Source organism: Bifidobacterium sp. ESL0745, from assembly GCF_029433335.1.
GTDB lineage: Bacteria > Actinomycetota > Actinomycetes > Actinomycetales > Bifidobacteriaceae > Bifidobacterium.
Genome location: NZ_JAQTHX010000002.1, coordinates 169,586 through 194,109, shown reverse-complemented (window position 1 = coordinate 194,109; position 24,524 = coordinate 169,586). Strand labels below are relative to the sequence as shown.

11 protein-coding genes are annotated in these 24,524 nt (G+C 56.3%); 5 read left to right on the top strand and 6 right to left on the bottom strand.

The annotated features are described in order from the left end of the window. Positions 1-8 precede the first annotated feature (8 nt). From PT275_RS07670 to PT275_RS07660, 3 genes are read left to right on the top strand one after another with little or no spacing between them, the layout of a single operon-like run. Positions 9-248: a ferrous iron transport protein A gene (locus tag PT275_RS07670; RefSeq protein ID WP_277153797.1), complete on the top strand. Its 240-nt coding sequence runs from the start codon at positions 9-11 to the stop codon at positions 246-248. A gap of 39 nt (positions 249-287) precedes the next feature. Continuing rightward, positions 288-3,086, top strand: coding sequence for a ferrous iron transport protein B (feoB, locus tag PT275_RS07665; RefSeq protein WP_348519517.1), 2,799 nt, complete (start codon positions 288-290; stop codon positions 3,084-3,086). Continuing rightward, positions 3,083-3,640 (top strand): hypothetical protein, encoded by a 558-nt coding sequence (locus PT275_RS07660; RefSeq protein WP_277153796.1) that lies wholly within the window; start codon positions 3,083-3,085, stop codon positions 3,638-3,640. Before feoB ends, PT275_RS07660 begins: the two co-directional genes overlap by 4 nt. Before the next feature lie 136 nt (positions 3,641-3,776). Here the strand turns inward: PT275_RS07660 and PT275_RS07655 are convergent, their stop codons facing one another. Then, positions 3,777-8,021 carry a CshA/CshB family fibrillar adhesin-related protein gene (locus PT275_RS07655; protein ID WP_277153795.1) on the bottom strand — a complete coding sequence of 1,415 codons (4,245 nt, stop codon included), beginning with the start codon at positions 8,019-8,021 and terminating at the stop codon, positions 3,777-3,779. A gap of 414 nt (positions 8,022-8,435) precedes the next feature. Between PT275_RS07655 and PT275_RS07650 the strand changes: the two genes are divergently transcribed. Next, on the top strand, positions 8,436-10,094 hold the full coding sequence (locus PT275_RS07650; RefSeq protein ID WP_277153794.1) for an SIR2 family protein: 1,659 nt from the start codon (positions 8,436-8,438) through the stop codon (positions 10,092-10,094). Between the two features lie 340 nt (positions 10,095-10,434). On the opposite strand, the gene PT275_RS07645 is transcribed toward PT275_RS07650, so the two are convergent. The 4 genes from PT275_RS07645 to mscL form a co-directional block, all read right to left on the bottom strand. Next, positions 10,435-14,577, bottom strand: a complete 4,143-nt coding sequence (locus PT275_RS07645) for a CshA/CshB family fibrillar adhesin-related protein (protein ID WP_277153793.1) — start codon at positions 14,575-14,577, stop codon at positions 10,435-10,437. A gap of 542 nt (positions 14,578-15,119) precedes the next feature. Then, positions 15,120-19,202, bottom strand: a complete 4,083-nt coding sequence (locus tag PT275_RS07640; protein ID WP_277153792.1) for a CshA/CshB family fibrillar adhesin-related protein — start codon at positions 19,200-19,202, stop codon at positions 15,120-15,122. A 413-nt stretch (positions 19,203-19,615) separates the two neighbouring features. Continuing rightward, complete coding sequence (locus PT275_RS07635) at positions 19,616-20,623, bottom strand: helix-turn-helix domain-containing protein (RefSeq protein ID WP_277153791.1); 1,008 nt, start codon at positions 20,621-20,623, stop codon at positions 19,616-19,618. Positions 20,624-20,744: 121 nt separating this feature from the next. Beyond that, positions 20,745-21,203 (bottom strand): large conductance mechanosensitive channel protein MscL, encoded by a 459-nt coding sequence (mscL, locus tag PT275_RS07630; RefSeq protein ID WP_277153790.1) that lies wholly within the window; start codon positions 21,201-21,203, stop codon positions 20,745-20,747. Between the two features lie 369 nt (positions 21,204-21,572). Here mscL and gdhA point away from each other — a divergent pair, with 369 nt between their 5' ends. Further along, complete coding sequence (gdhA, locus tag PT275_RS07625; RefSeq protein ID WP_277153789.1) at positions 21,573-22,919, top strand: NADP-specific glutamate dehydrogenase; 1,347 nt, start codon at positions 21,573-21,575, stop codon at positions 22,917-22,919. Positions 22,920-23,123: 204 nt separating this feature from the next. Here gdhA and PT275_RS07620 read toward each other — a convergent pair whose 3' ends face one another. Beyond that, positions 23,124-24,437 carry a VanZ family protein gene (locus tag PT275_RS07620; protein WP_277153788.1) on the bottom strand — a complete coding sequence of 438 codons (1,314 nt, stop codon included), beginning with the start codon at positions 24,435-24,437 and terminating at the stop codon, positions 23,124-23,126. Positions 24,438-24,524 lie beyond the last annotated feature (87 nt).

The window sequence follows — 24,524 nt, the reverse complement described above, 5'->3', positions numbered from 1 at the left end:
TCCGAAGTATGACCGAATCGTTGCGAACCTGCCCGCTTGGCGTGGATATGGAAATATGCAGGATGGACTTTGAGGCCCGTAACCGCTTCAGGCTCAACGAGCTCGGATTCCGCATGCACGAACCGATTCGCGTCATTCAAAAAGCGATGTTCGGCGGATGCGTGGTGGCACATGGCGGCGAGCGCATCGCCATCGACGGCGCCACTGCACGGCATATTTTCGTAGCCCCACAGACGCAACGTTTATAGTACCGAATACCCATATCAACAAGATCTGGCGGGCAAATTATGGACAAAACAACTACGGCCGCATCACCCGCCGAAACGCTCGATGGCACTGATCCCAACGACCCTGACCTGATGCCGGAACCTGCGGATTGCTGCGGCGGGGGAGCTGTCAGCGGACCCGAAGGCGGGCATGGCATGGAGGGTTCGGACGAAGAGGGCCATTCCGGCCACGGCGGCCACGGCGGGCACCACCATCGGCGCGGACTTGCGGTGCTGCTGCCGCAACGCCACGGCCACCATCATCACAGCGAATCCGACCACATGGCCGGTATGCAAGGTATGGCCGACAACACCGGCGAACCGGTGCACGCCAACCCTCGTATCGTCTTCGTCGGCAATCCCAACGTCGGCAAATCAACACTCTTCAACGCGGTGCTCGGAGCAAGCGCGACCGTGATGAACGCTCCCGGCACCACGGTTTTGGTGGAATCGGGGAGCTTGGAGCGCGACGGCGAACGCTGGGACTTCATCGACACCCCCGGCACGGCCTCGCTCGACGCTTACAGCCCGGACGAGCAGGTCGCGGGAGAGGCGGCGATGGGTCGTCGCAGCTACGCGCGTCCCGACGTCATCGTCTTCACGTTCAACGCCACTTCGCCTTCGAAATCGTATTACCTATTGAGTCAGCTGATGGATCTGGGCCTTCCGATCATCATTGCGGTCACCATGCTCGATCTGGCCGAAAGGCAGGATTCGCCCGTCACACTGAAACGGCTCAAACATACGCTTCCGGGCATTCCGATGGTCCGTGTCGACGGCCGCACCGGTCAAGGCAAGGTGGAATTATTAGACACCATCGCGGCGACACTCACCGAGATCAGAGCGCAGAAAGCTGAAAGTGAATCCAAGCATGCCGATTTGCCAGCAAACAAAACAGCCCGATCGGATGTAGTCGACAGTGGCGAACAATCACAAGTTTCGTTGACAATAAAGGATTTTCGACCAGAATCTGCTCAAGCAGATGCCGATAACGGCATATCAGCAAACATAAACCGAAACGAAACCAAGCAACGGCCCGCCGCAGAGAAATTAGGCAATGATGATGACGCTTACCGAGCCTCTGCCGAGCCTGCTCAACAAACCCTGCCGAATACCGCCAAACAGTCGTCGGGCACGAAACCGCACCAACAAACCGCAAAAAAACCAGACGACAATATAGATACGTATCTTGCCGACGGCAAAGCTACCCAGCAAACGCTGCCAGATGTCGCCAAAGAGGCGGTGACCGAGGCCGCGCACAAGGCTTCAGAAGTCGTGGAAACCACGATGGAAAAAGCGGAAAATACAACACCGGCCTTAGACAAGGGTGGAGCGTATGTTTCCCGCGAAATTCATGTGCAACTCAAGCCAATGCCGGTCACCAGCATTCCGGCACCTCCTGCGAGCGCCTCGCAGGAGGAAGTCTCGCAATGGGTGCGGGCGACCTCGGACCAGCGCTTCGAATGGATTGCCAAGAAACTCAAGGAAATCAACAAGGGACTGCCGCAAGGCGCGGTGACCACGGCGCACCGCGAAACCTTTTCCGACAAGCTCGACCATGTGCTGCTGCACCCGGCAATCGGCCTCGTGGTCTTCCTCATCACGATGTTCCTCGTTTTCGAGGCGACCACCACGCTGGCTGGACCCCTGCAGGACTGGTTCGACGTCACGTTGCGCGGCTGGTGCACCGACGGCATCGCCTGGATCTTCACCGCTGTCGCCGGCAAGGGCTCGCTTGACGGGTGGTTCTATTCGCTTTTGGTCGACGGGTTCCTGAACGGCGCGATCACGGTGTGCACCTTCATCCCGCCGATGGGCATCATGTTCATCATCCTCTCGCTGCTTGAGGATTCGGGCTATCTGGCCCGCGCAGCGTTCGTGATGGACCGCGCGATGCGCATGGTCGGCCTCGACGGACGCGCCTTCCTGCCGCTGGTGGTCGGCTTCGGCTGCAACCTGCCGGCACTGGCCTCCACCCGCACGCTGCCGGATTCGCGGCAACGCCTGCTCACCGGCCTACTGATTCCGTTCACTTCCTGCTCCGCCCGCCTGAGCGTCTACGTGGTGCTGGCCTATGCGTTCTTCGGCAAATACGCTGGCGCGGCCATTTTCCTGATGTATGTCAGCTCCATCGCCATCATCCTGGCCGTCGGCTTCGCGCTGCGCAAGACGCAGTTCAAAGACCTTAAGACCCAGCCGTTCGCCATGGAATTGCCACCTTACCAGATGCCACGGCTGCTGCAACTGCTGAAGTCCGTGCTGCAGCGTCTCTGGTCGTTCATCACCGGCGCAAGCTCCGTCATCGTCACCATGCTCATCATCGTGTGGGTGCTTTCCGCCATCCCGATTTCGGCGGGCGCGGCCGGCACCAATTCCTTCGGCCATGTCGACAAAGTCGAGAATTCCGTGTTCGGTGCGGCTTCCTCGGCCATCGCACCAGTCTTTGAGCCGGCCGGTTTCAACGACTGGCATGCCTCGGCCGCGCTCGTCACCGGTTTCGTGGCCAAAGAGGTCGTCGTCGGTTCGCTTTCGCAGAGCTACGCCATCAACGATTCCGGCAACCAATCCGAACAGGCGGAAGGTCAGGGGAGCCTCGGCCAGGCGGTACACAAAAGCTTCGAAAAATCAAGCCACGGCCATCCCAACGCTGCGGCCGCGGCGTTCATGATCTTCATCCTCGCCTACACACCATGCCTGGCGACCGTCGCGGAAATGAAGCGGCAATACGGCATGAAAACCGCGCTGCAATCGGTGGCGACAGGGCTGATAGTCGCCTATATATTGGCCATTATCGTCTTCCAAGTCGGGCGATTGCTATGACGACCGCACATATCGGCAACGAAAACGATGGTTTCCGTAAAGTATCGAATCAGACTAATCCTGACGATTTTCGCCCCACAGGTCGCAACAAAAACGTAAAGGCCAATGCCGTTTCAGCGGAAACATTTGGCGAACGCAATGACATATTCCGTAATGTCAAAGATACCAACAACACCAACGATTCGAACGCTGACAACGATCCAAACAAAACTCTGCCGGCAAAAACGGCAGCGATAACGAAACCCTCCAATCGGCAGAATCCCTCATCTTCCATAGCCGAAGAAATCATTGCCGGCCTCACCAACGGCCGGACTCCGCGCATGATTGCCACTGAGCTCAGTCTGCCGCTGGATTTCGTCGACCTCGTTATCGAGCAGGAACGCACCGCTGGCCGCCTCAACGTCTACGATCTGCGCTCGTGCAACTCCACCACCGGCGAGGGCTGCGACCCCGACCCGGAATCCCTGGTCTGCGCCGGCTGCCCGATCCTCCCCAAGGCCATCCGCCAGCGCCAGTCCGTCTTCGGCCGGCTCAAGGCGAAGCTCGAAAAGTAAATTTCTAAGAAACAGAAAAAGTCAGGGCAACAAGAGATAGATTCTTGTCGCCCCGCTTTTATCGGCACATATCTGCCGGTACCTGACTTAGTCTTTACCGATAATTTCCGAGAAAGCCAAGACCGGTATCCGTCTATTAGGCATTATCTTGACGGTGGCTATAACGCCTGACGGCTGCGGAGAGAGCCAAGCCCAGCAAAAGCGTGGCTACGACAGTGACGGCGACCAACGTCACCGTGGAGCCGGAAGCGGAGAGAACGCCGTTGCCTTTGGCTGCGTTGGACGGATTTGCGTTGTCGGTGGCATTCGTACCATTGGCCGCATTGGCACCATTGGCATTGGCATTCGTGCCATTGGCAGCGTTCGCGCCGCTGCCACCGTTGGAGACGCCGGTGCCATTGGTATTTGTGCCGTTGGCATTATTCGCACCATTGGAGCTGTTGCCGGTATTACCGTTCGCGCCATTGGAGCCGTTGCCGGTGTTACCGCCGTTTGCGCCGGAATTCCCGGAACCACCGGAATTACTGTTATTGCCAGAATTGCCGTTACTCCCGGAATTCCCCGAATGCGACGGCCCGACCGGCGGCTTGCCTTCATGGAAGGCGACGAACGGGGAAAGCCCGTCGGCATCCTGGCCAGATCCAAGCGTCAAAGCGAAAGGCGGCGAGAGCTGGTAGCCAACAGGCGCCTTGGTCTCAGTGATAGTCCATTTGCCCCATTTGAGGCCGGTGACCTCGAACTTGCCGGCCGCCGGGTCGCGATCGGGTCCGGTGCAGGTTTCGGCGGTGCAATCGGGGACGTCAAGGCTTTGCGCATCAGGCCCGTCCAAACGCCATTCGGAACCGGACAATAATGTATTGCCGTTTGGGTCGGTGCGCGAGAAGGAAAGTTCGGCGGGTTCGTCCACGTTCTTAAGCATGACCACCACATCGGCATCCTGCGACACGGCGAAGGTGCCGTTGGCGGCATTGACCGCAACCGGCGTGCCATCCGCAAGTTTCACCGTCAAATCGCTCTGCTTGTAGCCCGCGTTGAGCAGCTGACGCACGGAATACGTGCCAGAGGTGACGAACTTGGCCTGGTCTGCCGTCAAATCAATCCCGGAACCGCTTGCCGGAACCAGCGTTACCTTCGAGCCGTCGCCCGCAGCCGTGCCGCCGTAGCGATAGTCGCGGTCGATCTTCGCGGTGACCTTGGGTCGATGCCCCTTCACCGTGCGGACGCCGGTGACGCTCAAACCGTTGCGCAGCGACTGCTGTGCCTGGGCGAGCGTAAGCGGATGCGCGCGGGCAGTGTCGGTGTTGAGGTAGTAGACGATGTCGCCCACCTGCTCGTAATCAGGCTTGGAAGTGCCTGAAACCGTGAAATCGGTGGTACTCGGCACTTGCGCCGTACCTTGCTGATATGTCTGCGAAGGTCCGCCGCCAGCGCTTGGCGTGATGGTGACGTCGAAATCGGACGGCTTGGCATCGCCGTTGCCGCTGACATTCGTCTCGAAGGTAAGCGTCTCGTCGGTCTGCGGCGCCACAGTCTGCTCGCAAACCAGGCTCTGATCGTTGGGGAGAGTGGCCTTGAAATCGGTGATGGTGACATCGTCGGAATCATTGACCACGCAGCTTAAGTCGCGGGAGACCTTGTAGCCAGGCTCACGCGAATGGTCGGTGGTGATCCGGTACGTGCTCGCCGGCACATCCACCTTTGTGCTATCCGGCAGGGAACGCGCGGGACCGCTGGTCGGCGTAATCGTTATCGGGAAGTCGGCGACGGTCGCGTTGCCGTTGCCGACGATGTGCGTAATCATCTCGATTTTCGCCGGCTTCGAACGCACCGTGCGCACGCCGGTGACGCTGTCGCCGTTGGGAATGATGATCTGCTCGTTGACAGGCGTAATCATATTGCCAGTGGTGTTATCAGTATATGATATTTCGCCATCCTGCGCATATCCGGCGGGCAAATCCGCGCCCTTGATGGTGTATTTGCCGGCGTCGATGGTCTGCTGCGCGCCTTCGTTGAACACCGTCCGGTCGACGGGGTCCCTGCCGTCAAGCGTCACGGAGAAGTTGAAATCACTGGGGCGCGCCGAACCGCCCTCGGAATTGTCGACCACCGTTTTCAACGTGAGCTGGCTCGGGAGGTCTTCCACCACGCGCGTGCCGATGATGTGCTCATTGGAGCTGAATTGCGGCTTGCCATCGACCATGGGTACCGGCACTCCGGTATCGTCATTGACGTAGGTAATGTCGCCATCCTGCTTGTATCCGTGCGGCAACGCCGACGGAGTGACGGTGTAGCTGCCGTCGACCACAACGTGCGAATCACCTCCGGCCGAGTTCCGGAAGGTGTAGACGTGCGAAGGATTATTGTCGGTGTTGGCTGCGGTGAAGCCGAAATCTTGCGCTGCCTGCGTACCGCCATGCCGGTTGTGCACCACGGTAATCATTGTCAGCGCGGGGTCGGGGAACGCCTTCTCGCGGAAGGTGCATTGCACGTTGGCGTCATAATTATTGGGGATGGTCAGCACCCCGCTGGAATCCACGTTCACAGGCGCATCATTGTTATTGGCATCGACGCATTTGACCGTCTGCCCATAATCGGCAGGATTGCTGGCCGAGCCACTCGCCAGACTGGAAGAAATCTCAAATTGGTTGCCTGGAAACGTGCTTTGCGGCTCGATCTGTGCGGTTTGGATGCCGTTTTCGTTGCCGCTCGTGGTCATGGTGAGTTCACTTGCGCTGGAGGAAAGGGACTGAGCAATCATGTCGAATTGGTCAGTGCCGTCCTTGCGGCCGCCGACGATGTTGGTGAGCACACTCAGGGTGGGCACATGCACGTCGGCCTTGTAATCCTCGACTTCGCCGTCGCCACCTGCCAAGCCGGTCGGCATCATGTTCGAGCCCCTATCACTTGTAATACGCAAACGCAGATATGAGGGGTTGCCATTGGCAGAAATCTGGTTTTGCGCATCGTCGGGCACCTGCCAGTTCAGCGTCGCCGTGTTGGAGGAGGGGGAGCAGGCCACCTGGTTGCTGGCCTCGGCGTTCGTGTTCACGCCGCCGAAAGTCGCCTGCGTGGGACTGAATGTCCCGTCGTGGTTCCAGTCGATCCATCCGCGCACGTCGCCCGTGCCATGACAATTCACGGTCAGTTGGTAAATAGTGGAATCGGGGGTGACGTTGATGGCCTTGGTATCGCTCGGAATAGCGATGCCGTCCTCGTCGTTGATCACATGGCCGTCAGGCCCGATGTCGCCGTGGGCATCGTCCCAGTTTGCCCCGGAACTGAAATGCGGTTCGGCCTCGGAGTCCTCGTGGTCACCCAGCCTCGGAGTGGGTTGCGAGAAATTGGCAACATTATTGGGATTGGTGGATGCGTTATCGCGCGCCGCCGAAAGATTGAACGCGGTACCACCGAGCATGGAAATGTCAGGATCATTGGGATCAGGGAAGATATAAGGGCTTCCGGAAATATCGGTACCGAGCGCACCGCCCTGCCAAGAGGGCTGGAAAAGCGAGCCTGCGGCACCGTAACTTACGGGAGCGTCTCCAAAATCGGAGGCGATGATGCTGCCCAACGCCACGGCCGTCACGCCGCCGCCGCGAAGCGTCACCTGGGCGCCCGTGGAACCTTGCAGGAACATGACCGACGAGGGACCGGTACCACCCCAGTTCGCACACTGCGGACCATCGGAACGGAAGCGCAAAGTGTTGCCATTGAGCTCGGCAATGGAATTCGTATTGCATCCGGGGGTGCGGTAGCTGTCGAGCAGACGCCAGGTCGGGCTGCCGCCGCTTGGCGTCGCTTTGATGTATTCCTGCTGGTGCCGCGTCCAGTTGTTGGATTCGGCGTCGGCGAAAACAAGCCCTTGCAGGGGAACAGGCTGGAAGGAACTGGTGACCGTGCTGCCATCAAGCGTCGGGGAAGCACCCGAATCGATCAGATATGCCGCGCAACTGAAGCTGAAACTCACGGTTTCCTCGTTGTTGACATTGGCCAGTCCGGCGGTCATCTTGTTGGCATAGCCGGATCCACCTTCGTAATACATCTGTGCCAATGCGTCGCCGCTATACACGCCAGTCCTGTACGCCTGAATCGGCAAAGAAGCCGACATTGCGGTACTGGGGTCGCCCGCAGGGGCCAAGGCGCAACGGGTCGAAAGCCAGTGGCCTGTACCCATTTCGACCGGCGAGGTCCACGTGATCTTCGGGCCGGTGATCTGGTCGCCGGCATTGCCCCATTCGACCCAATTGATGTCGGGAAGCATACGCCCGTTGCCGCCGGTTGCGGAAGTCGCGTTCGCCGGCATGGCGACCGCCAATCCCGCGAGCGCCATGGCCGCAGCACTTGCGATTGCGGCGATCTCGCCGAAAATTCCGTGTGCCATTCGATGTTTCGACACTTCGTTGTCCCCTATCTTCCCCGTCTTGAAATACGCATGCAAAAACAAGTCTTATCCGATTTCAAGCCTTCTTATCCTTTTCTACTTTCGCATGTGTCAGACAAAGATTCTAGGTTTACGCGAGAGGCGAAGCCGGAAAAGTGATGATTGCATAATTAACATGTCGCATACATAAAAAGTGCATAGCACTTGCAACAATTCAGCAATATCGATGAATTATCCAGTAAATATACATTTTGAAATAATTGCATCAATATCTAATATCTGCAAATATATTATGAAACTCTATTCAAAAACAAAAATACGTCAGCTTAACTTATTTGAGGAAAACAATTCGGAGGTTTAGTGGCCTGCTCACGATAAAATAATCCAAAGATTTCAATGACGGATCGGAACATCATGACAAATGCAAAAAATGCTACCGCCTCAATAAACGGCGACGTATTTACAACGGTCTCCTCGCTGCTCCGCGAAACCTCCAGAGTTCCATTTCTCTTTATCGGATCCGGAATTTCACGAAGATATACCCACTCCGAAAGTTGGGAAGCATTACTTCAGTGGGTATGCGACAGCGTGGGAAACCCCATAAAAGAATGGCCTTATTACCCTCAACAAGCTGAAAGCCAAAGCATAGATCCCTCGGCACCCATTTTGCCAATCGCTGCACGCCTTATGGAATCGGATTTTCTGGAGGCCGTTTATGGATCAAAACCTGAATGGAAGCAATGGCGACAGGAACATGATTCGGAGCTGTCTCATTCTGTTTCTCCGTTAAAAATATATATATCGGAACATCTGCGAACATTCAAAATTTGTGATAATCTGCGTGAACTTAGCATTCTCGAACGTGCATCCAATCACGTTTCAGGCATCATCACCACAAATTATGATGGGTTTGTCAATGAAATATTTCCTCACTACCAACAATACATTCGACAAGATGATTTGCTTTTTCAACCAATCACCGGCGTCGGAGAAATATACAAGATCCATGGATCAATAGACGATCCCAACTCACTCGTTCTCACCGATCGTGACTATAACATCTTCAATGAGCAACAAGCCTATCTTGTAGCTAAAATCATGACCATTTTTGGAGAATATCCAGTCATCTTTCTCGGCTATTCATTAAACGATCCAGAAATTCTTGGCATACTCCGCGCAATAGCCGATTGCGCAGGCGCAAAACGAGCCGCAGAATTCGCAAAACGTTTTATTTTTGTTTCCCATCAACGTGATAAAAGCAAACAGCATATTGATTTCAATCATGTGATATTAACGAATCAAAACAAACCCTTGCATATGACCACCATCTATACCGATGATTTTTCACCTCTATATCGGGCAATTGCATCGGCCAAACAAACCTACACGCCAAAACTGTTGAACCAGTTACGTCGCCAAGTGTATTCGATAGCATATTCAAAGCAAGCAACAGAAACAATTCTTACGAAAGACCTTGACCATCTCAATGAATTCCCTCAAGATGCAAGAATAGTCGTAGGAATCAGCGCTGATTCATATGGCAAACAGATAAACGGGGACGACCTTTATAAAGATGTACTGTTCCATGGCGAAGATCCACAACTCTCAATCAGACTGGTGGTCAACGATTATCTGCCTAAATTAGTAAAAGGCAGCCACGTATTGCCGATATTCGCATATCTGTCCAAATATGATGAGATTCTCAAGCCTGAAGTCCGTAAGGCGCTTGATAAGCAAAGCGATTTTGAAACGTACCCCAGTAAAACGGAAAAAGAGTATCGCAAAAAGCTCCGGCCAAAACTCGGTACGCATCCTGATCTTACTTCTCTCCAGCGCGTCTTCCGCGAAGATGCATATAAGCATCTAACGCTGTTAAAACAAAACGAAATCAATAGTCAAGAATTAGAGGACTTTCTCAAGCCTCTTACAAAGGATATGCTAGAGAAAGACGGACAACTTGATTCCCAAATTAGAAAAGACATAGGAATACTTGATTTTCTTAAATTTGGTATCCCTTACTTGAAAAAGGTTAGAACCCCTACAGTCGCTCACTTAGGTTCCTCCTCTCAATAGGAGAAGCCCGAGAGCTCAGCAGGGGTCCCTACATCCTCAGCTCAGCATCGACCAAGCTATCTTCAGTATAGGCAAGCGGGCGCCCAAAAGAAAGAGAATTTTTACTTTTCCTAAACAGCGTAATGGATAAAGGCTCAGCAGCAATCATGGAATTACACCATCTGCTGCTTCCTCAATGCACAATAGGATATATGTACAACCACATATAAAAATACGTACTACGGAAATACCTCGTTCTCGACAACTACCACGGATAAACATTCGGCCGGTTCCCAATTTGCGGGAACCGGCCGAATATCGTCAACTATTCATCGTCGTTGTTATGACGTCACTTTTTCTCTCACTGCTCGCGGCGTCTCAACGCCTCAGACGAAACCGCTGCGAGCGCAAGACCAAGCGCCAATGTAGCGAGAGCGATCATCACCACGATGGCGATGTCGGAACCGCTGGCGGAAAGCTGTTTGGGCTTGGACGCAGACTCGGCATTAGGCTGGAGCTGCGAACCGGACTGAGATACGGAGTTGGAACCAATCGTCGATCCCGGTGCGGGCTTAAGATCGGGACCCGGCTTGGCCCCCGGAGTCGGCTCAGGCTTGGGATTGGGCTCCACAGTCTCCTTGCCGTTCTGGAACTGGGTCTGCTGGAGCAACCCATTCTGGCCCTCGGCGGGATTCAGCGTCAACACGGCAGGCGTGGAAAGCTCATGACCAGCCGGGGCGACCGTCTCGGTGACCGTCCACTTGCCCCACCTGAGGCCGGTGACGCTGAACTTGCCGGGCGTCGGGTCCTTGTCGAGGCCGGCGCAGACTTCGGCGGTGCAATCCTCAATGTCAAGTTTCTCGCCGTTGGGACCATTAAGCCGCCATTTCGAACCGGGAAGCAGCGTCTTGCCGTCCTTATCAAAGCGGGACCACTGCAACGTGCCGGGCTCGTCCACGTTCTTCAGCGTGACCACAACCTCGTCACCTAGATTGACGGCAAAGGAGCCATCAGCATTGAGCGTGACGGGAGCACCGTTTGCGGTGACCTTGATATCGCTCAACTTGTAGCCCGCGTTGAGGAATTGACGTACCGAGAAAGTTCCGGGCGCGATGTCCTCCTGCGCGTCAAGAGCCAAATCGAACGAGGTGCCACTCGGCGGGTTGACAGTGATCTTGGAACCATCACCAGCCGCAGTGCCGCCATAACGGTAGTCGCGGTCGACATGGACCTTGATGCTCGTCGGCTTGACCTGACGCACGCCGGTCACGCTGCGACCGTTGCGCAACGCCTGCTGGGCTTGGGCCAGGGTCATCGGATGGGCACGGGCGATGTCGTCGTTGGCGTAGTAGACGATGTCGCCCACCTGGGCATAGCCCGCCTTGTTGGAGCCGGTCACCGTGAAATCGGTCGATCCCGGAACCTGGGCTTTGCCTTGCGTGTAGGTGGTCGCGGAACCGCCGGAAGGCGTCACCGCGAAGTTGAAGTCGCCGGGCTTGGCCTTGCCGCCGCCGAGCACCTCGGTTTCGAAGGTCAGGGTCGGGTTGCTCTTCGGAGCCACGGTCTGCTCGCAAACCACGTTCTGGCCGCTAAGCAGCGCGATATGCCCTTTAACGACATCGACCGGAGCCGAGTTGTGGACCACACAAGTCAATGGATTGGTCACTTGGTATCCGGGTTGAGCACTCATGTCCGTTGTTACGGCGTAGGTGCCCGAAGCGACGGGCTTTTGCGCACTGTCCGGCATCACAGTCGAGGCACCACCTGAATGCGTTGCGGTCACCTTGAAATCGGCAGGCTTGGCATTGCCGCCGCCCGTAACGTGGGTTATCACCGTCAGATCCGCTGGGTTGGAGCGCACCGTACGCACGCCGATGATGGACTTGCCGTTCGCGAGCGCCAGCTGCAGCGCCGTGCCAGAAAGTGGGGTATGCGTGGGATCGGCATCATCGGTATAGACGATGTTGCCCACCTGCGAATATCCAGGCCTATCGGAACCGGTAATCGTATACTTGCCGGCAGCAGTTTCCTGCTGCGCACCTTGCGTATATTTCACACCGTCAGCGGTGCTCTTGCCGTCAGGAACCACCGTGAAGTCGAAGTCAGCCGACGTCGCCGTACCGCCGTAGGTATTGTCCACCACGGTCTTGAGCGTCAGCTTCGCCGGCTCATCCTCAATGACTCGTGTCACCACCACGTGCTTGTGTGTGCCAATGTAAACACCAGCAGCAGACGGGGTAAGCGCTGCCCCCGAATCGGAATCCTTATAGACAAGATTGCCGACCTGATGGTAACCAGTTCCCGTAGCTGCCGGAAGAACTTGATAAGTTCCCGTATCTGTGAGTGTCTTGGAGATACTTCCAGACTTATCATTACTTTGGTAAACCTGGTTGTAATTGCTGTTATTCGTAACGGTAGTGGAGAAGTCGTCTCCAGTCTTTTGGCCACCATGATTGTTGTTGACAATGGTGTTTACCGTGATGGACTGGGCGGTCGCCACGTTCTTGGTAAACGTGCACTGCACATTCGCGTCGTAATCAGACGGCATGGTCATTACACCTGCGGTGACAGTAACAGATTGAGCCGGAGTCTTGGAAATGTTTAAACATGTAGGCTTTGAAGTGTAGTCGCCCGGACTGCTAGTACCCGTTACATCAGCGCTGATATTGAACGTTTGACCCGGTCCGACGCTGACAGGACCATTCGTCACCGGCTGCAAACCGGAAACAGTGCCCGTCGTCAGTACATCAGGAATGTCGCTGATTGGATCGTTGCTTGAATCTTTGATGGACTGCTGGAACTGGTCATTCGGATAGATGCGTATACCACCGATGCTCGTCAGAATCGTCAGTGACGGCGTGTGCACGTCGGCCTTGTAGTCCTCGACCTCGCCGGAACCCACAGTCAAACCGGTTGGCTTCAAACCACCGACAGCACTGATGGCGTCAGCATCATTGGTGATGCGAATACGCATATAGGAAGGCTTGCCATCAGCGGAAATCTGCCGCTTGGAATCATAGGGAACCTTCCATGTCAACGTGGCCGAACCTGCAGTGCAAGCAACCTGATCACTGGCTTCGGCATTGGTGGTCTTGCTACTAAGTGCATCAAACTGATCCGGATCGAATTTGCCGTTGTGATTCCAATCAATCCAGCCGCGTACAGTACCGGGACCGTTGCAACGAACGTTCTGGGTGAACTGGCCACCAGTCGGCAGCACCTTTACCGCACCCGTATCCGCAGGAATATCGATACTGTCCTCATCGTTGATATCCGGTGCGCCAACGGTGGTGTTCGAGTCGCCGTTCTTGTCGTCCCAGTCGGCGTTATCTTCGAAATCGGTCAGATCACCGCCGGTGGGGTGCGAACGCACCTCCGAATCCTCGGTGGCGCCCAAACGTGGCGTCGGTTGATCAAACGAGGCAAGAGTCGGCTTTGTCGAGGAGAAATCATCCTTGGCCTTGGAAAGATTGAACAGCGTGCCGCCGACCATGCTGGTGTCCGGATCGAGCGGGTCCTTGGAATAGGTGGTGCCGGTCACGTCCGTTCCCAGTTTGCCGCCCTTCCAATTCGGCTGAAGCAGCGAACCCGCGATTCCATAATTCACAGCGGGATTGTCAATGCCAGCAGGGGCATCGCCGAAATCGGTCGCCGCAATGCTGCCCAAAGCAACAGCGGTCTTGCCGCCGCCCTTAAGTGTGACGCGGGCACTTTCGGAATTCTCTAGGAACATGACCGAAGACGGGCCTGTTCCTCCCGAATTACCGCACTGGCCGCCGTCGGAACGGAAGCGCACGGTATTGCCCTTCATCTCCGCCACTGAATTGGTGGAGCAGCCTGCAGTCCGGTGGCTGTCAAGCACACGCCAAGCCGGATTCTTGCCAGGAAGGCTGCTCTGCGGAGTGGCCTTGATGTATTCCTGCTGGTAATAGGTCCAGTTGTTGGACTCGGCGTCCGCGAAAACCAGTCCCTGCAGCTTAATATTGGTGAAGTTGGAGGCACCAACATTGGTCGATGCATCAAGCGAAGGCGCGGTAGAAGGCCCTTCAATCTTGTATGCGGCGCAGCTGAAGTCGAAGGTGACCTTCTCGCCGTCATCTTTGTTGGCCAGGCCGATGTTCATGGTATTGCCCGAACCGCTGCCACTCGTGTAATACATTTGGGAAAGGCCATCGCCATACCAGCTGCCGGGCCGATACACGGTGACCGCGTGGTCACCTGCCAGCGAGTCGGGGTCACCGCTAACCGGAGTGAGACCGCACCGCGTCGCGAGCCATGTCGTGTCGCCGGCCTTGACCGGTGTGGTCCAAGTCACCTTTGAAGTGGTAATTGCTTCGTTCGCATTACCCCATTCCACCCAGTTGATGCTGGGGCTCATACGTCCGTTGCCGTCCGTAGCGGAAACGGCGTTGGCCGTGTTGGTAACTGCAATAAATCCGGTCAGCGCCATAGCCACAGCGCCAATGACACCGGTGAATTTCGCCAATCCCTTATGTCTTAACATCGTTGTCTCCTCTCAAAGAGACGAATATCGTAAAGTGAGTAACCGCTGTACCAAAACTCGCCTTTGAATCACGTATGCGATATCTTTATAATGCCACAAAATAACAATCAACGATTAATTATGCAGATGATGAAACTTCATATGCGCAATACGAACTGCTGAGACAACACTGTCAAGCGATACAAACTCGCAAAAATGAAGGAATTCGCCGATATCTTTTAATACCAGCAAACGAAATATATCGGATTTATCAACGAGCCGACAAAAATTCGAAACTAGACATACATAAAAATAAAGACTAAAATATAGCTCGGTTTTCGAATTTTATTATGCTTTTCGGCTACTTGCCAGCATTCTTCGCTGCACCTCAGCTATTCCCCCTCAATGATTTCGGCACCAGCGGCATGGCCACGCCCTTAAAGCGGCAGTAAAAAACATTATCGGCAATTCGGTTAAAGCTGTAATCAAAAAAGCCGGCCGGACCATGAAGTAGATCAAGGGCCGGCCGGTAAAGTGGCGGAAATGTTCCGCTCAATCACCGATCACTGATGACGCACATGGCGTGCCTTCCGTGAGGTGGCGACCGACATGATGCCGAGTGCCAGCAGCAACAGCGCCAGAGCGAATGCGGCGATACCGGTTACCGCGGACCCGGTCGACGTAAGCTTCGGCGCGGCGGCGGGCTGGGACGCAGCTTGCGGTTGCGCCTGAGGCAGCTGGGGCTGTGCCTGGACCTGCGAGGCTGGCTGAGGCTGCAACTGTGGTTGAGCCGGAAGCTGCGGCTTCGGCGACTCGGGTGCCGGCTGAGGCTCAGAAGGCTGCTGACCTTCCTGTGGAGGTACCACCACCGGCTTCTTGCCGTCCTGGAACTCGGCGTGCTGCAGCAGCCCGTCGGTCGGGTTCAGCGGCAGCTTCGCGGGCTTGGTGAGCTCGTGGCCGGCCGGAGGAGTGACCTCGGTGATCGTCCATTGCCCCCACGGAAGGTTCGGCACCTTGAACTTGCCGGGTGTCGGATCCTGGTCGACGCCGGTGCAGACCGCAGCCGTGCAATCGGTGACGTCGATGCTGGCGTTGTTCGGGCCGCTCAGGTGCCAGGTCGAGCCCGGCAGCAGCGTCTTGCCGTCCTCGTCGAAGCGCGACCATTCCACCGTTCCCGGCTCGTCCTCGTTCATCACGGTAACGATGACGTTCTTGTCTTGCGGGACGGTGAACGTGCCGTCGGCGGCGACCGTGACCGGCGTGCCGTCGTCAAGTTTGACCGCAATGTCGGTCTGCTTGTAGCCCGCGTTCAGAAGCTGCTTGATTGAGTACGTGCCGGAAGCGACATGCTTGGCCGCGTCAAGCGTGACGTCCTGTGCGGAGCCGGTTTGCGGGACCAGGCTGATCTTCGAACCATCGCCCGCCGCGGTGCCGCCGTAACGGTAGTTGCGCACGAGTTTGACGGTCAGAACGGGCTGGTGGCTTTTGACGGTACGCACCCCGGAGACGCTCTCGCCGTTGGCAATCGCCGCTTGTGCCTGGGCCAAGGTCAGCGTAACGCTGGGGTCGCTGTCCTTGTGGTAAACGATGTCGCCGACCTGCTCGTAATCGGGCTTGCTGCTGCCGACCACGGTGAAGTTACCGGTGGGCGCGTCCTGCGAGATGCCTTCCTTATAGTTCTGACCGCTACCGCCGGCCGGAGTGACGGTGAAGTCGAAGTCGTTCGGGGTGGCGGTGCCGTCGCCCTGCACCACCGTCGAGAGAGTCAGGTGGGCCTGGCCCGGCGTCAGTTCCTGAGTGCAGACGACATTCTGGCCGTAGTTAAGCGGCACCTTGCCACTGACCAAAGGCAGCTGCACCGAATCATTCAGCACGCAGCTCAGAGGGCTCGAAATCGAGTAACCGGGCCGTGCGCTCAGATCGGTGGCGACCGCGTAATGGTTGCCAGGGAAGTCGTGGGAAACGCTGTCGGGCATGGAAACCGCAGAGCCGCCGGTCGGGGTGGCCGTCACGGGGAAGTCAGCAGGAACCGCGCTGCCGCCGCGAACCACGGTCTTGATGGTCAGGCTCGCGGGCGTGCTGGCCACCTTGCGTACACCGGTGACGGACTGGCCGTTGGCGATGGCGATCTGCGCGGCGACAGGCGTCAGCGGCAGATGGGTGACGTCGTCGGTATACGTGATGTCGCCTATTTGGACGTAGTTGGGAAGTGCGGAGCCGGCGACCGTGTACTTGGTCGCGGAGACCTCTTTCTGGTCGCCCTGGTTGTAGATGACCGTATCGGTCTCGTTGCCGCCGTCCGGCGTCACGCCGAAGTGGAAATCGTTGGGGGTGGCGGTGCCGCCGTTGGTGTTGTCGACCTCCGTCTTGAGTGTCAGCTTGCCAGGCATATCGCGCACGATGCGCTTGCCGGTGACGTGCTGACCGGGGGCGAGGGTGATTTTCCCGGAGGAATCAGGGGTTATCGTATTGCCATTGGAATCATCGGTATAGACGATATCGCCGACCTGCTCGTAACCCGCGGGAAGCCCGGAAGGTGTGACCTGGTAGTTATCATTGCCCAACGAATGGGAAACGCTGCCAGTACCATCGGTGCTTTGGAAATTGTTGGTCGTACCCGGCATGAGGTCGCCGACCACGCCGAAACCGAAATCATCGGGGGTCTTCGTGCCGCCATGGCTGTTTTGCACGACCGTGGTCAACGTCAGCGACGGGTCACTGAGACGTGTCAAAAGATACGTACATTGCACGTTCGTGTCGAAACCGCTTGGCATGGTCACGTTTCCGCTGGAATCTATCGGAACGTCAGCGTTGCCATGGGCCAGATCGACACATTTTGCTGTCTTATCGTAATACGAAGGACCACTGCCGGAGCCGTAACTGACCGGCGCGGTGACAGTATAGTCATAGCTCGGGTGCACACTGCGAGGCGCGATGCTCACCGGCTGCAAACCGCTGATATTGCCCGAAGTGGCCGCGTTGCTGATTTCCCGGCCGCCGCTGCTGCTGTTGCCCACATTGATGGCCATACGCAGCTGGTCGTCCGCACTCTTGCGGTCGCCGGCGATCTTGACGCGAACGCCCAACGTAGGGATGTGCACATCGGCTTTATAGTCCTCGACTTCGCCGGAACCGCTGGTCATGCCGGTCGGTTGCATATCCATGATGTTGTTGGAACCCGGAGCCTTCTGATTCGTAATACGAAGGCGCATATAGGAGGGATGACCATCGGCCGAAATCTGGCGCTTGGCGTCGCCGGGCAGATACCAGTGCAATGTCGCCGAGTAGCCGGTGGACGAACCGGAATCGGCGGTACAGGCCACCTGATCGCTGGCCTCGGCCTCCCTTTCGGCTGCTGCGGTCGCCTGAGCTGCCTCAAACGTGCCGTCATGGTTCCAATCGATCCAACCGCGCACGTCACCGGTGCCAGCACAGCGCACTTTCTGGGTGAATGTGCCGTCTGCGGCGGGCATCACGTCGATGGCGTGAGTGGAGCTCGGGATATCGAGGCCGTCCTCGTCGTTGACCACGTCGCCAGGGGCCGAGGCGAAGGCAGAATCGCCATTGAGGTCATCCCAATCGGCGTCGGCATCGAAGTGCGGCGCCGTCTCGCCATCCTCATGGGCACCCAATCTTGGAGTCGGTGCGGCGGTGTCGGCAAGCAGGCTTGGATTGCTACCCGCCCCGTCTTTGGCTGCGGAAAGGTTGAAAACCTTGCCACCGACCATGCTGGTGTCGGGATCGTTCGAATCGTGGGTGGTGTAATCGGTGCTGGGAATGTCGCCATTGCCAAGTTCGCCACCCTGCCAAGTGGGCTGGAACATCGAGCCGGCCACGCCGAAACTTTCCGGTGCGTCGCCGAAATCGGAGGAGACGATGCTGCCCAAGGCCACGGCCGTCTTGCCGCCGCCCTTGAGCGTCACCGTCGCGCTGGTGGAACCTTGCAGGAACATCGACGAGGACGGGCCGGTGCCGCCGGAGTTGGAGCACTGGCCGCCGTCGGAGCGGAAACGCATCGTACTGCCCTTGAGTTCGGCCACGGAGTTGGTGGTGCAGCCGGGGGTGCGATAGCTGTCGAGCAGACGCCACTTGGGATCGGTGCCGTTCTGCGGGGTGGCCTTGATGTATTCGCTTTGGTAATACGTCCAGTTGTTGGATTCGGCATCGGCGAAGACCAGACCTTGCAGCGGGATGTTGAGGAAATCGCTGCCGCTGGTATCGGTGGAATCGTTAAGATTGCTGCCCGGGTCGGTGGAAGAATCAATCAAATAGGCGGAGCAGCTGAAGTCAAATGTCACCTTTTCGGCGTCGCGGGTAGTGGCCAGGCCGATGTCCATGGTGTTGCCGTAACCGGGACCGCCGTTGAAGTACATCTGCCCCAAACCATCACCGCCGTAGCTACCCGGCCTGTAGACCGACACCGTTTTGGACGGCGAAAGCGCGTCGGAGGCGCCGGCGGTCGGCTCAAGCGAACATCTGGTCGACATCCACTTGCTGGGGCCTGCCTGAACGGGCTTGGTCCAGGTGACCTTCGAGCCGGAGATGACGGCGTCTTTCACCCCCCATTCCACCCAGTTGATGGCCGTGCCCATACGTCCGTTGCCGCCAGTCGCGGAAAGCGCGTTGGCATGGTTCGTAAATGCCACGAATCCAGTCAAAAGCATGGCTATCGTAGCGACAATAGCGGCAATTTTAATGAATAATTTATTGTATATATTATGAGAAGTACAATGATTAGACACTTCTTCGTCTCCCGTTGCTTTTAGGAACTTCATGAGAAGTACGCTGTTTCCAGTATTTTCAGCTACTTTTAACCTTGTCACAAGAAATTTCTCAGTATTATAGAAAACGAATATTATGCGTTCAGTGAAGTCATATATACATTAAATGTATAACGAAATGCTTCTACACAACGCATTGCGCAATACAATAGACAGTTCGAGATTATGAACTAAATAACATTTTGAAACGACACGCCGTCAGCAATGACAGACCAACACAAAATAACATAAGCAATTAGAAAAAATCAATAGGCAACATGCCGCTCAAATGTCAACGACTACTCTTCGTCGCCGTCGTCTTCCATTTCCTCATGGATCTTCAAAGCGCGGCGCAACGACGAAACCGAGCCGAAGCCGCAGCGATCGCCGATCTCCACCAAGGTGAGTGAGGGCTGGCTCTTGCGCAATTCAAGGGCAGCTTCGGTGCGGGCACGGCGTACGAGCGCAGTGAAATTGGTGTCCGCCTCCTGCAGCGCCAGCTGAACGGTGCGCACGGAAACGTTCTCATGTTCGGCGGTTTTGGTGACGCTCAATGCGGAATCGGTGTAGTTTTCAGCGACATATTTGCGTACGCGCTCGATCAACGGCATCACGCTCATGCCCTGCCCGAAGCAGGCGATCAGAAGCGAGCGCGCGACGTCGTTGGCCACGGTTTCCAGCGTATTGACCATCTGCACATGCTGGTTGTTCAAGTTGCAGGCGCTCACCACAAAAGCGAGCAGTGGCTGCAGCGAGACGACATCAAGTTTCGAATTCTGCCCCATCATCGAATAGGTCTTGTAATCCGGCAGAATCGTGGCGAACAGACGTGAGGAAAGACTTACCCCGATCAGTTCGTTGGTGGGCGCGCTGGTTTTGAAAACGACGTCGCCGGTATCAGGGGGGATCAGGAAGACGCCCGGACGACGCTTGAGGATCTTGTTGTTGGCTGTACTGATTTCGACATGACCATGCAGCAGGAAGACCATCGTGGCCATCGCCACCGTCGGCTGGTCCCGCTTCCAATTCATCACGGTGGCCGACAACGTCATGTGTGTGAAACTGACTTCAGGGAATTGCGCAGAACGGGCGACGACCTTGCCATGCTCGGGAAGGTCGTGAACCTGCGCACCGCCTGCAAGCCGGGTTTCGTTGCCGTTGTTATGATTCGCATCGGCAGGGGAATAATTGGGAAGATTGCGGCTGGCGGGATTCTGAGCGGCGGAACGCAACGGGTTTGCACCTTGACGCGCGAAACGCACATTATTGCGGTCTTCGCCCCTCAACGAATCGTTGCGATCAAACATATCTGAATTTTACCGTTCCCTTACTCGATAATCGCGCTGCGCTTGTTTAACGCAAGCATAGTAGGCATCCCTGCCAAGCCATTCCTTATTATTGAAGATCATTGTATTGCAAAAAATCAAATTACGACTCTGTTTTCGGCGCAATCGGGTCAGCATCGGCATTGTTTGCCTTGATGTCCTTGAGCTCGTCGGAAATCTCCTTCAAGAGGTCGACGGTCTGCTGATCGGTACTGATTTCCTTTTCCTTGTCCGCATCATCCTGCTTTTTGAACAGCTTCTCGGACATGTCGCGGAACTTGTTGATTGGCACGAGGATGCAGAAATAGACGGCGATGGCGATCAGCAGGAAGTTGAGCAAAGACCCAAGGATCGCGCCGATGGAGATGACGGCGTTGTGGTTCAAAGTGAATTTGAGGACGTTGTCGAGGTCAGGCTTGCCGAAAATCGCGGCCACCAAAGGATTGATGAGGTTTTTGACCAGTGAATTGACCACGGAGGTCACTGCGGCGCCCATAACCACGCCGACGGCCATGTCGATCATGTTGCCGCGCGAGATGAATTTCTTGAACCCTTTGAACATGGCGCCTCTCTTCGTGTCGTATTACTTCTATTTTACCGGTTTCAGGCCATAACACCATACACAAAGCGGCCTGTTTCGCCCAGTGAAGGCCTTGTGCCCGCTTTGCCATTACGTTAGAGATCGTTCTATCAGTATCGACATATTCGAGAAATCCGAGATCTTTTCCATATGTTGCGGAACCGATTGCTGAAACTCGCTATCTTGGAACAAAAATACTACGTCGTTCTGCTACCATCATGCGCCATTATTTATGTTTCCGTTTCGTTAACGACACGAAAAAATATCCGCTTTTTTTGAACCAGCCCTTTCACCAAACCGTACAGATTCTTACAATAAAAACCGCAATATTCACTCAACAATGGAGTATCAATGCTGACCAATGACTATGTCAAGCGCGTCTATGCGCAGGTCGAAAAGCGCGACGGCGACCAGCCGGAGTTCCTGCAGGCCGTACGCGAGGTCTTTGAGACTTTGGAGCCGGTTGTCGAAAAACATCCGGAATACGAGAAGAACGGCATCCTTGAGCGCTTGGTCGAGCCTGAGCGCGCCATCAAGTTCCGCGTCGCCTGGGTCGACGATGAGGGCAAGGTGCAGGTCAACCGCGGCTACCGCATCCAGTTCAACTCCGCCATCGGACCTTACAAGGGCGGCCTTCGCCTGCATCCCACCGTCACCGAATCCGTCATCAAGTTCCTTGGCTTCGAGCAGACCCTGAAAAACTCCCTGACCGGCCTGCCGATGGGCGGCGCCAAGGGCGGTTCCGACTTTGACCCGCGCGGCCGCAGCGACGGCGAAGTCATGCGCTTCTGTCAGGCCTTCATGACCGAGCTGCAGCGCCACATCGGCCAGTTCACTGACGTTCCCGCCGGCGACATCAACGTGGGCGCGCGCGAGATCGGCTACATGTTCGGCCAGTACAAGCGCATCCGCAACGAGTATTCCGGCGTTTTGACCGGCAAGGGCCTTGAGTTCGGTGGCTCGCTCGCCCGCACCGAAGCCACCGGTTACGGCCTCTGCTACTACACGCAAGCTGCGCTACGCACGCTTAAAAACGATTCGTTCGAAGGCAAGACCGTCGTCATCTCCGGCTCCGGCAACGTCGCCATTTTCGCCATCGAAAAGGCGCAGGAACTCGGCGCGAAGGTCGTCACCTGCTCCGATTCCAACGGCTATGTCTACGACCCCAACGGCATCAAGCTCGACGTGGTCAAGGACATCAAGCTCGGCCACCGCGGCCGCATCAAGGAATACGCCGAGCGCGTGCCGAGCGCCGAATACCATGAAGGCAGCAAGGGCGTCTGGACGGTTCCTTGCGACATCGCGCTGCCCTGCGCCACCCAGAACGAGGTCGACGGCGAATCCGCGGCCACACTCGTGAAGAACGGCTGCAAGGTCGTCTGCGAAGGCGCGAATATGCCTTCCACTCCTGAAGCGATTTCGACGTACCAGAAGGCCGGTCTGCTCTACGGACCCGCCAAGGCTTCCAACGCCGGCGGTGTCGCCGTTTCCGGCCTCGAAATGAGCCAGAATTCGTATCGTCTTTCCTGGACCTTCGAGGAAGTCGACAACAAGCTCAAGGACATCATGGAGAACATCGTCGCCAACTCCCTGGCCGCCGCCAAGGAATACGGCCACGAGGGCGATCTGATGCTCGGCGCCAACGCCGCCGGCTTCGTCAAGGTCGCCAACGCCATGGTCGCCCAAGGCGTTTGCTGAGTTTGTCACTTATCAGTCTGACCTGATAATAAAAAGCCCGTTGCTGAATGTTGTTCTGAACTGCACCCGTTTTGTTGGACGTTGTTTATTACGGCATGGGGTCAGGCCGCGAGGGATTGGTCCCGGTATTCCGCCGGGGTCAGTCCCTCGAGTCGTTTCTGGTGGCGTTTGGTATTCCAGCAACGGGCTTTCCTGTACCTCATGTCAACTGGGATAATTGATGTAGCTGCCGCCGCCACGATGGTTACCGTGATTGCCGGTTTGCGGCGCGTATGTCGGATATACCTTGGTGGCATCATCGCCATAACCTGCAGGATTATTAGCATCGCCGTAACCGTTACCATAACCACCGGCGTTGGAACCGTTGGCACCACCAAAGCCGTCACCATCATCGCCATGCTCGCCACGGCCATCGCCATACCCGGAACCACCATCGCCATAGTAACCGGCATCCCAATCACGCCCCGGGATCAAGTCGTAGGGCATCTGATGGGCGAACAGCCAGAAAATGACAAGCGCGACCAGAACGATGATGCCAAGTTGACGGGTAGGCTGGGCGAACAGCGTGGTGCAAAGCATGAGTACCAGCAAACGCACCAAGTAAAACAGCACACGAGCGCCGCCATGCCGCTCCTTGGTCTCGCAGCTCATGTGCGTGAACATGCCGCCGAGGGTCTGCCCGCGATGCGTCACGGGTATCAGCACCTCGAAAATGGCGAATGAAACCACGGTGAAGAACTGCGCCATCCCATCCGATACGCCGGTTCCGAAAGTATGGCCAAGAAATACATAGGTGCCGTTGGAAAGATACTTTGAGGACTTTTGGAACAGATAGATCGATCCCAAGGTCAGCGAACCGTTAAGAACGGCGATGAACACCAAATCGATCATTAGCGCAACGGCGCGATGCACAAGCCCTGGCTTTTCGATGACCTCGCTGGCGTCCTCGATTTTGCGCACCGGCACCAGCGCGCCGTATATCCATGCGATAAAACAGCCTATGATCGCCCCCAGCGTATTGGTCAGCAAGTCATCGACATCGAACTGCCGGTAAGCGCAGGGGTAGATACCCCAAACGCCCGTAAGCTGCGAGGTCTCGATAAGCAATGACACCAGAAATCCAGTAGGAATCACCGCGTAGAACTTCCAGCGGGCCCAGCGCGAAAGCGCGAAGCCGAGAGGAATGAAGAAAACGACATTGAGCAGCAGCTGGAGCATTGCATCCTTGCCGCCTGTGGCAAGGTCCGTCATAAATTGCATTACATGAAGCTGGGGGTGGTGCGTGTGCGTCAGGCAGTATTTCGCCGGATCGTCAGGCATCGGATAGAGCGTGAAGGTGACCAGGCCAAGTGCATAAAGCACGCACAGGTACGCCGCAAGCACCGCACTGGAACGCAGACGGTGGTAGCGGTGGTACATTCCCGCCAGAATCGGCAGGGTCAGCAGGGCCGAAAGGAACGGCCAAATCGTCATCGCAAGAATGAACGAGGTGCTGAAAGTCTTGACATACGCAATCACAACGGACACTCTAGCGGACGAGGTTTACGAAATGCCGTACAGTCACAACGCAAAAATCACCCCGGCCAAACAATAAAGCCGGTCTCA

What these genes read in the sequence shown, in the direction of transcription:
- PT275_RS07670 (WP_277153797.1), top strand. Translation starts at nt 9, where the DNA reads ATGACCGAATCGTTGCGAACCTGCCCGCTTGGCGTGGATATGGAAATA.
- feoB (WP_348519517.1), top strand. Translation starts at nt 288, where the DNA reads ATGGACAAAACAACTACGGCCGCATCACCCGCCGAAACGCTCGATGGC.
- PT275_RS07660 (WP_277153796.1), top strand. Translation starts at nt 3,083, where the DNA reads ATGACGACCGCACATATCGGCAACGAAAACGATGGTTTCCGTAAAGTA.
- PT275_RS07655 (WP_277153795.1), bottom strand. Translation starts at nt 8,021, where the DNA reads ATGGCACACGGAATTTTCGGCGAGATCGCCGCAATCGCAAGTGCTGCG.
- PT275_RS07650 (WP_277153794.1), top strand. Translation starts at nt 8,436, where the DNA reads ATGACAAATGCAAAAAATGCTACCGCCTCAATAAACGGCGACGTATTT.
- PT275_RS07645 (WP_277153793.1), bottom strand. Translation starts at nt 14,577, where the DNA reads ATGTTAAGACATAAGGGATTGGCGAAATTCACCGGTGTCATTGGCGCT.
- PT275_RS07635 (WP_277153791.1), bottom strand. Translation starts at nt 20,623, where the DNA reads ATGTTTGATCGCAACGATTCGTTGAGGGGCGAAGACCGCAATAATGTG.
- mscL (WP_277153790.1), bottom strand. Translation starts at nt 21,203, where the DNA reads ATGTTCAAAGGGTTCAAGAAATTCATCTCGCGCGGCAACATGATCGAC.
- gdhA (WP_277153789.1), top strand. Translation starts at nt 21,573, where the DNA reads ATGCTGACCAATGACTATGTCAAGCGCGTCTATGCGCAGGTCGAAAAG.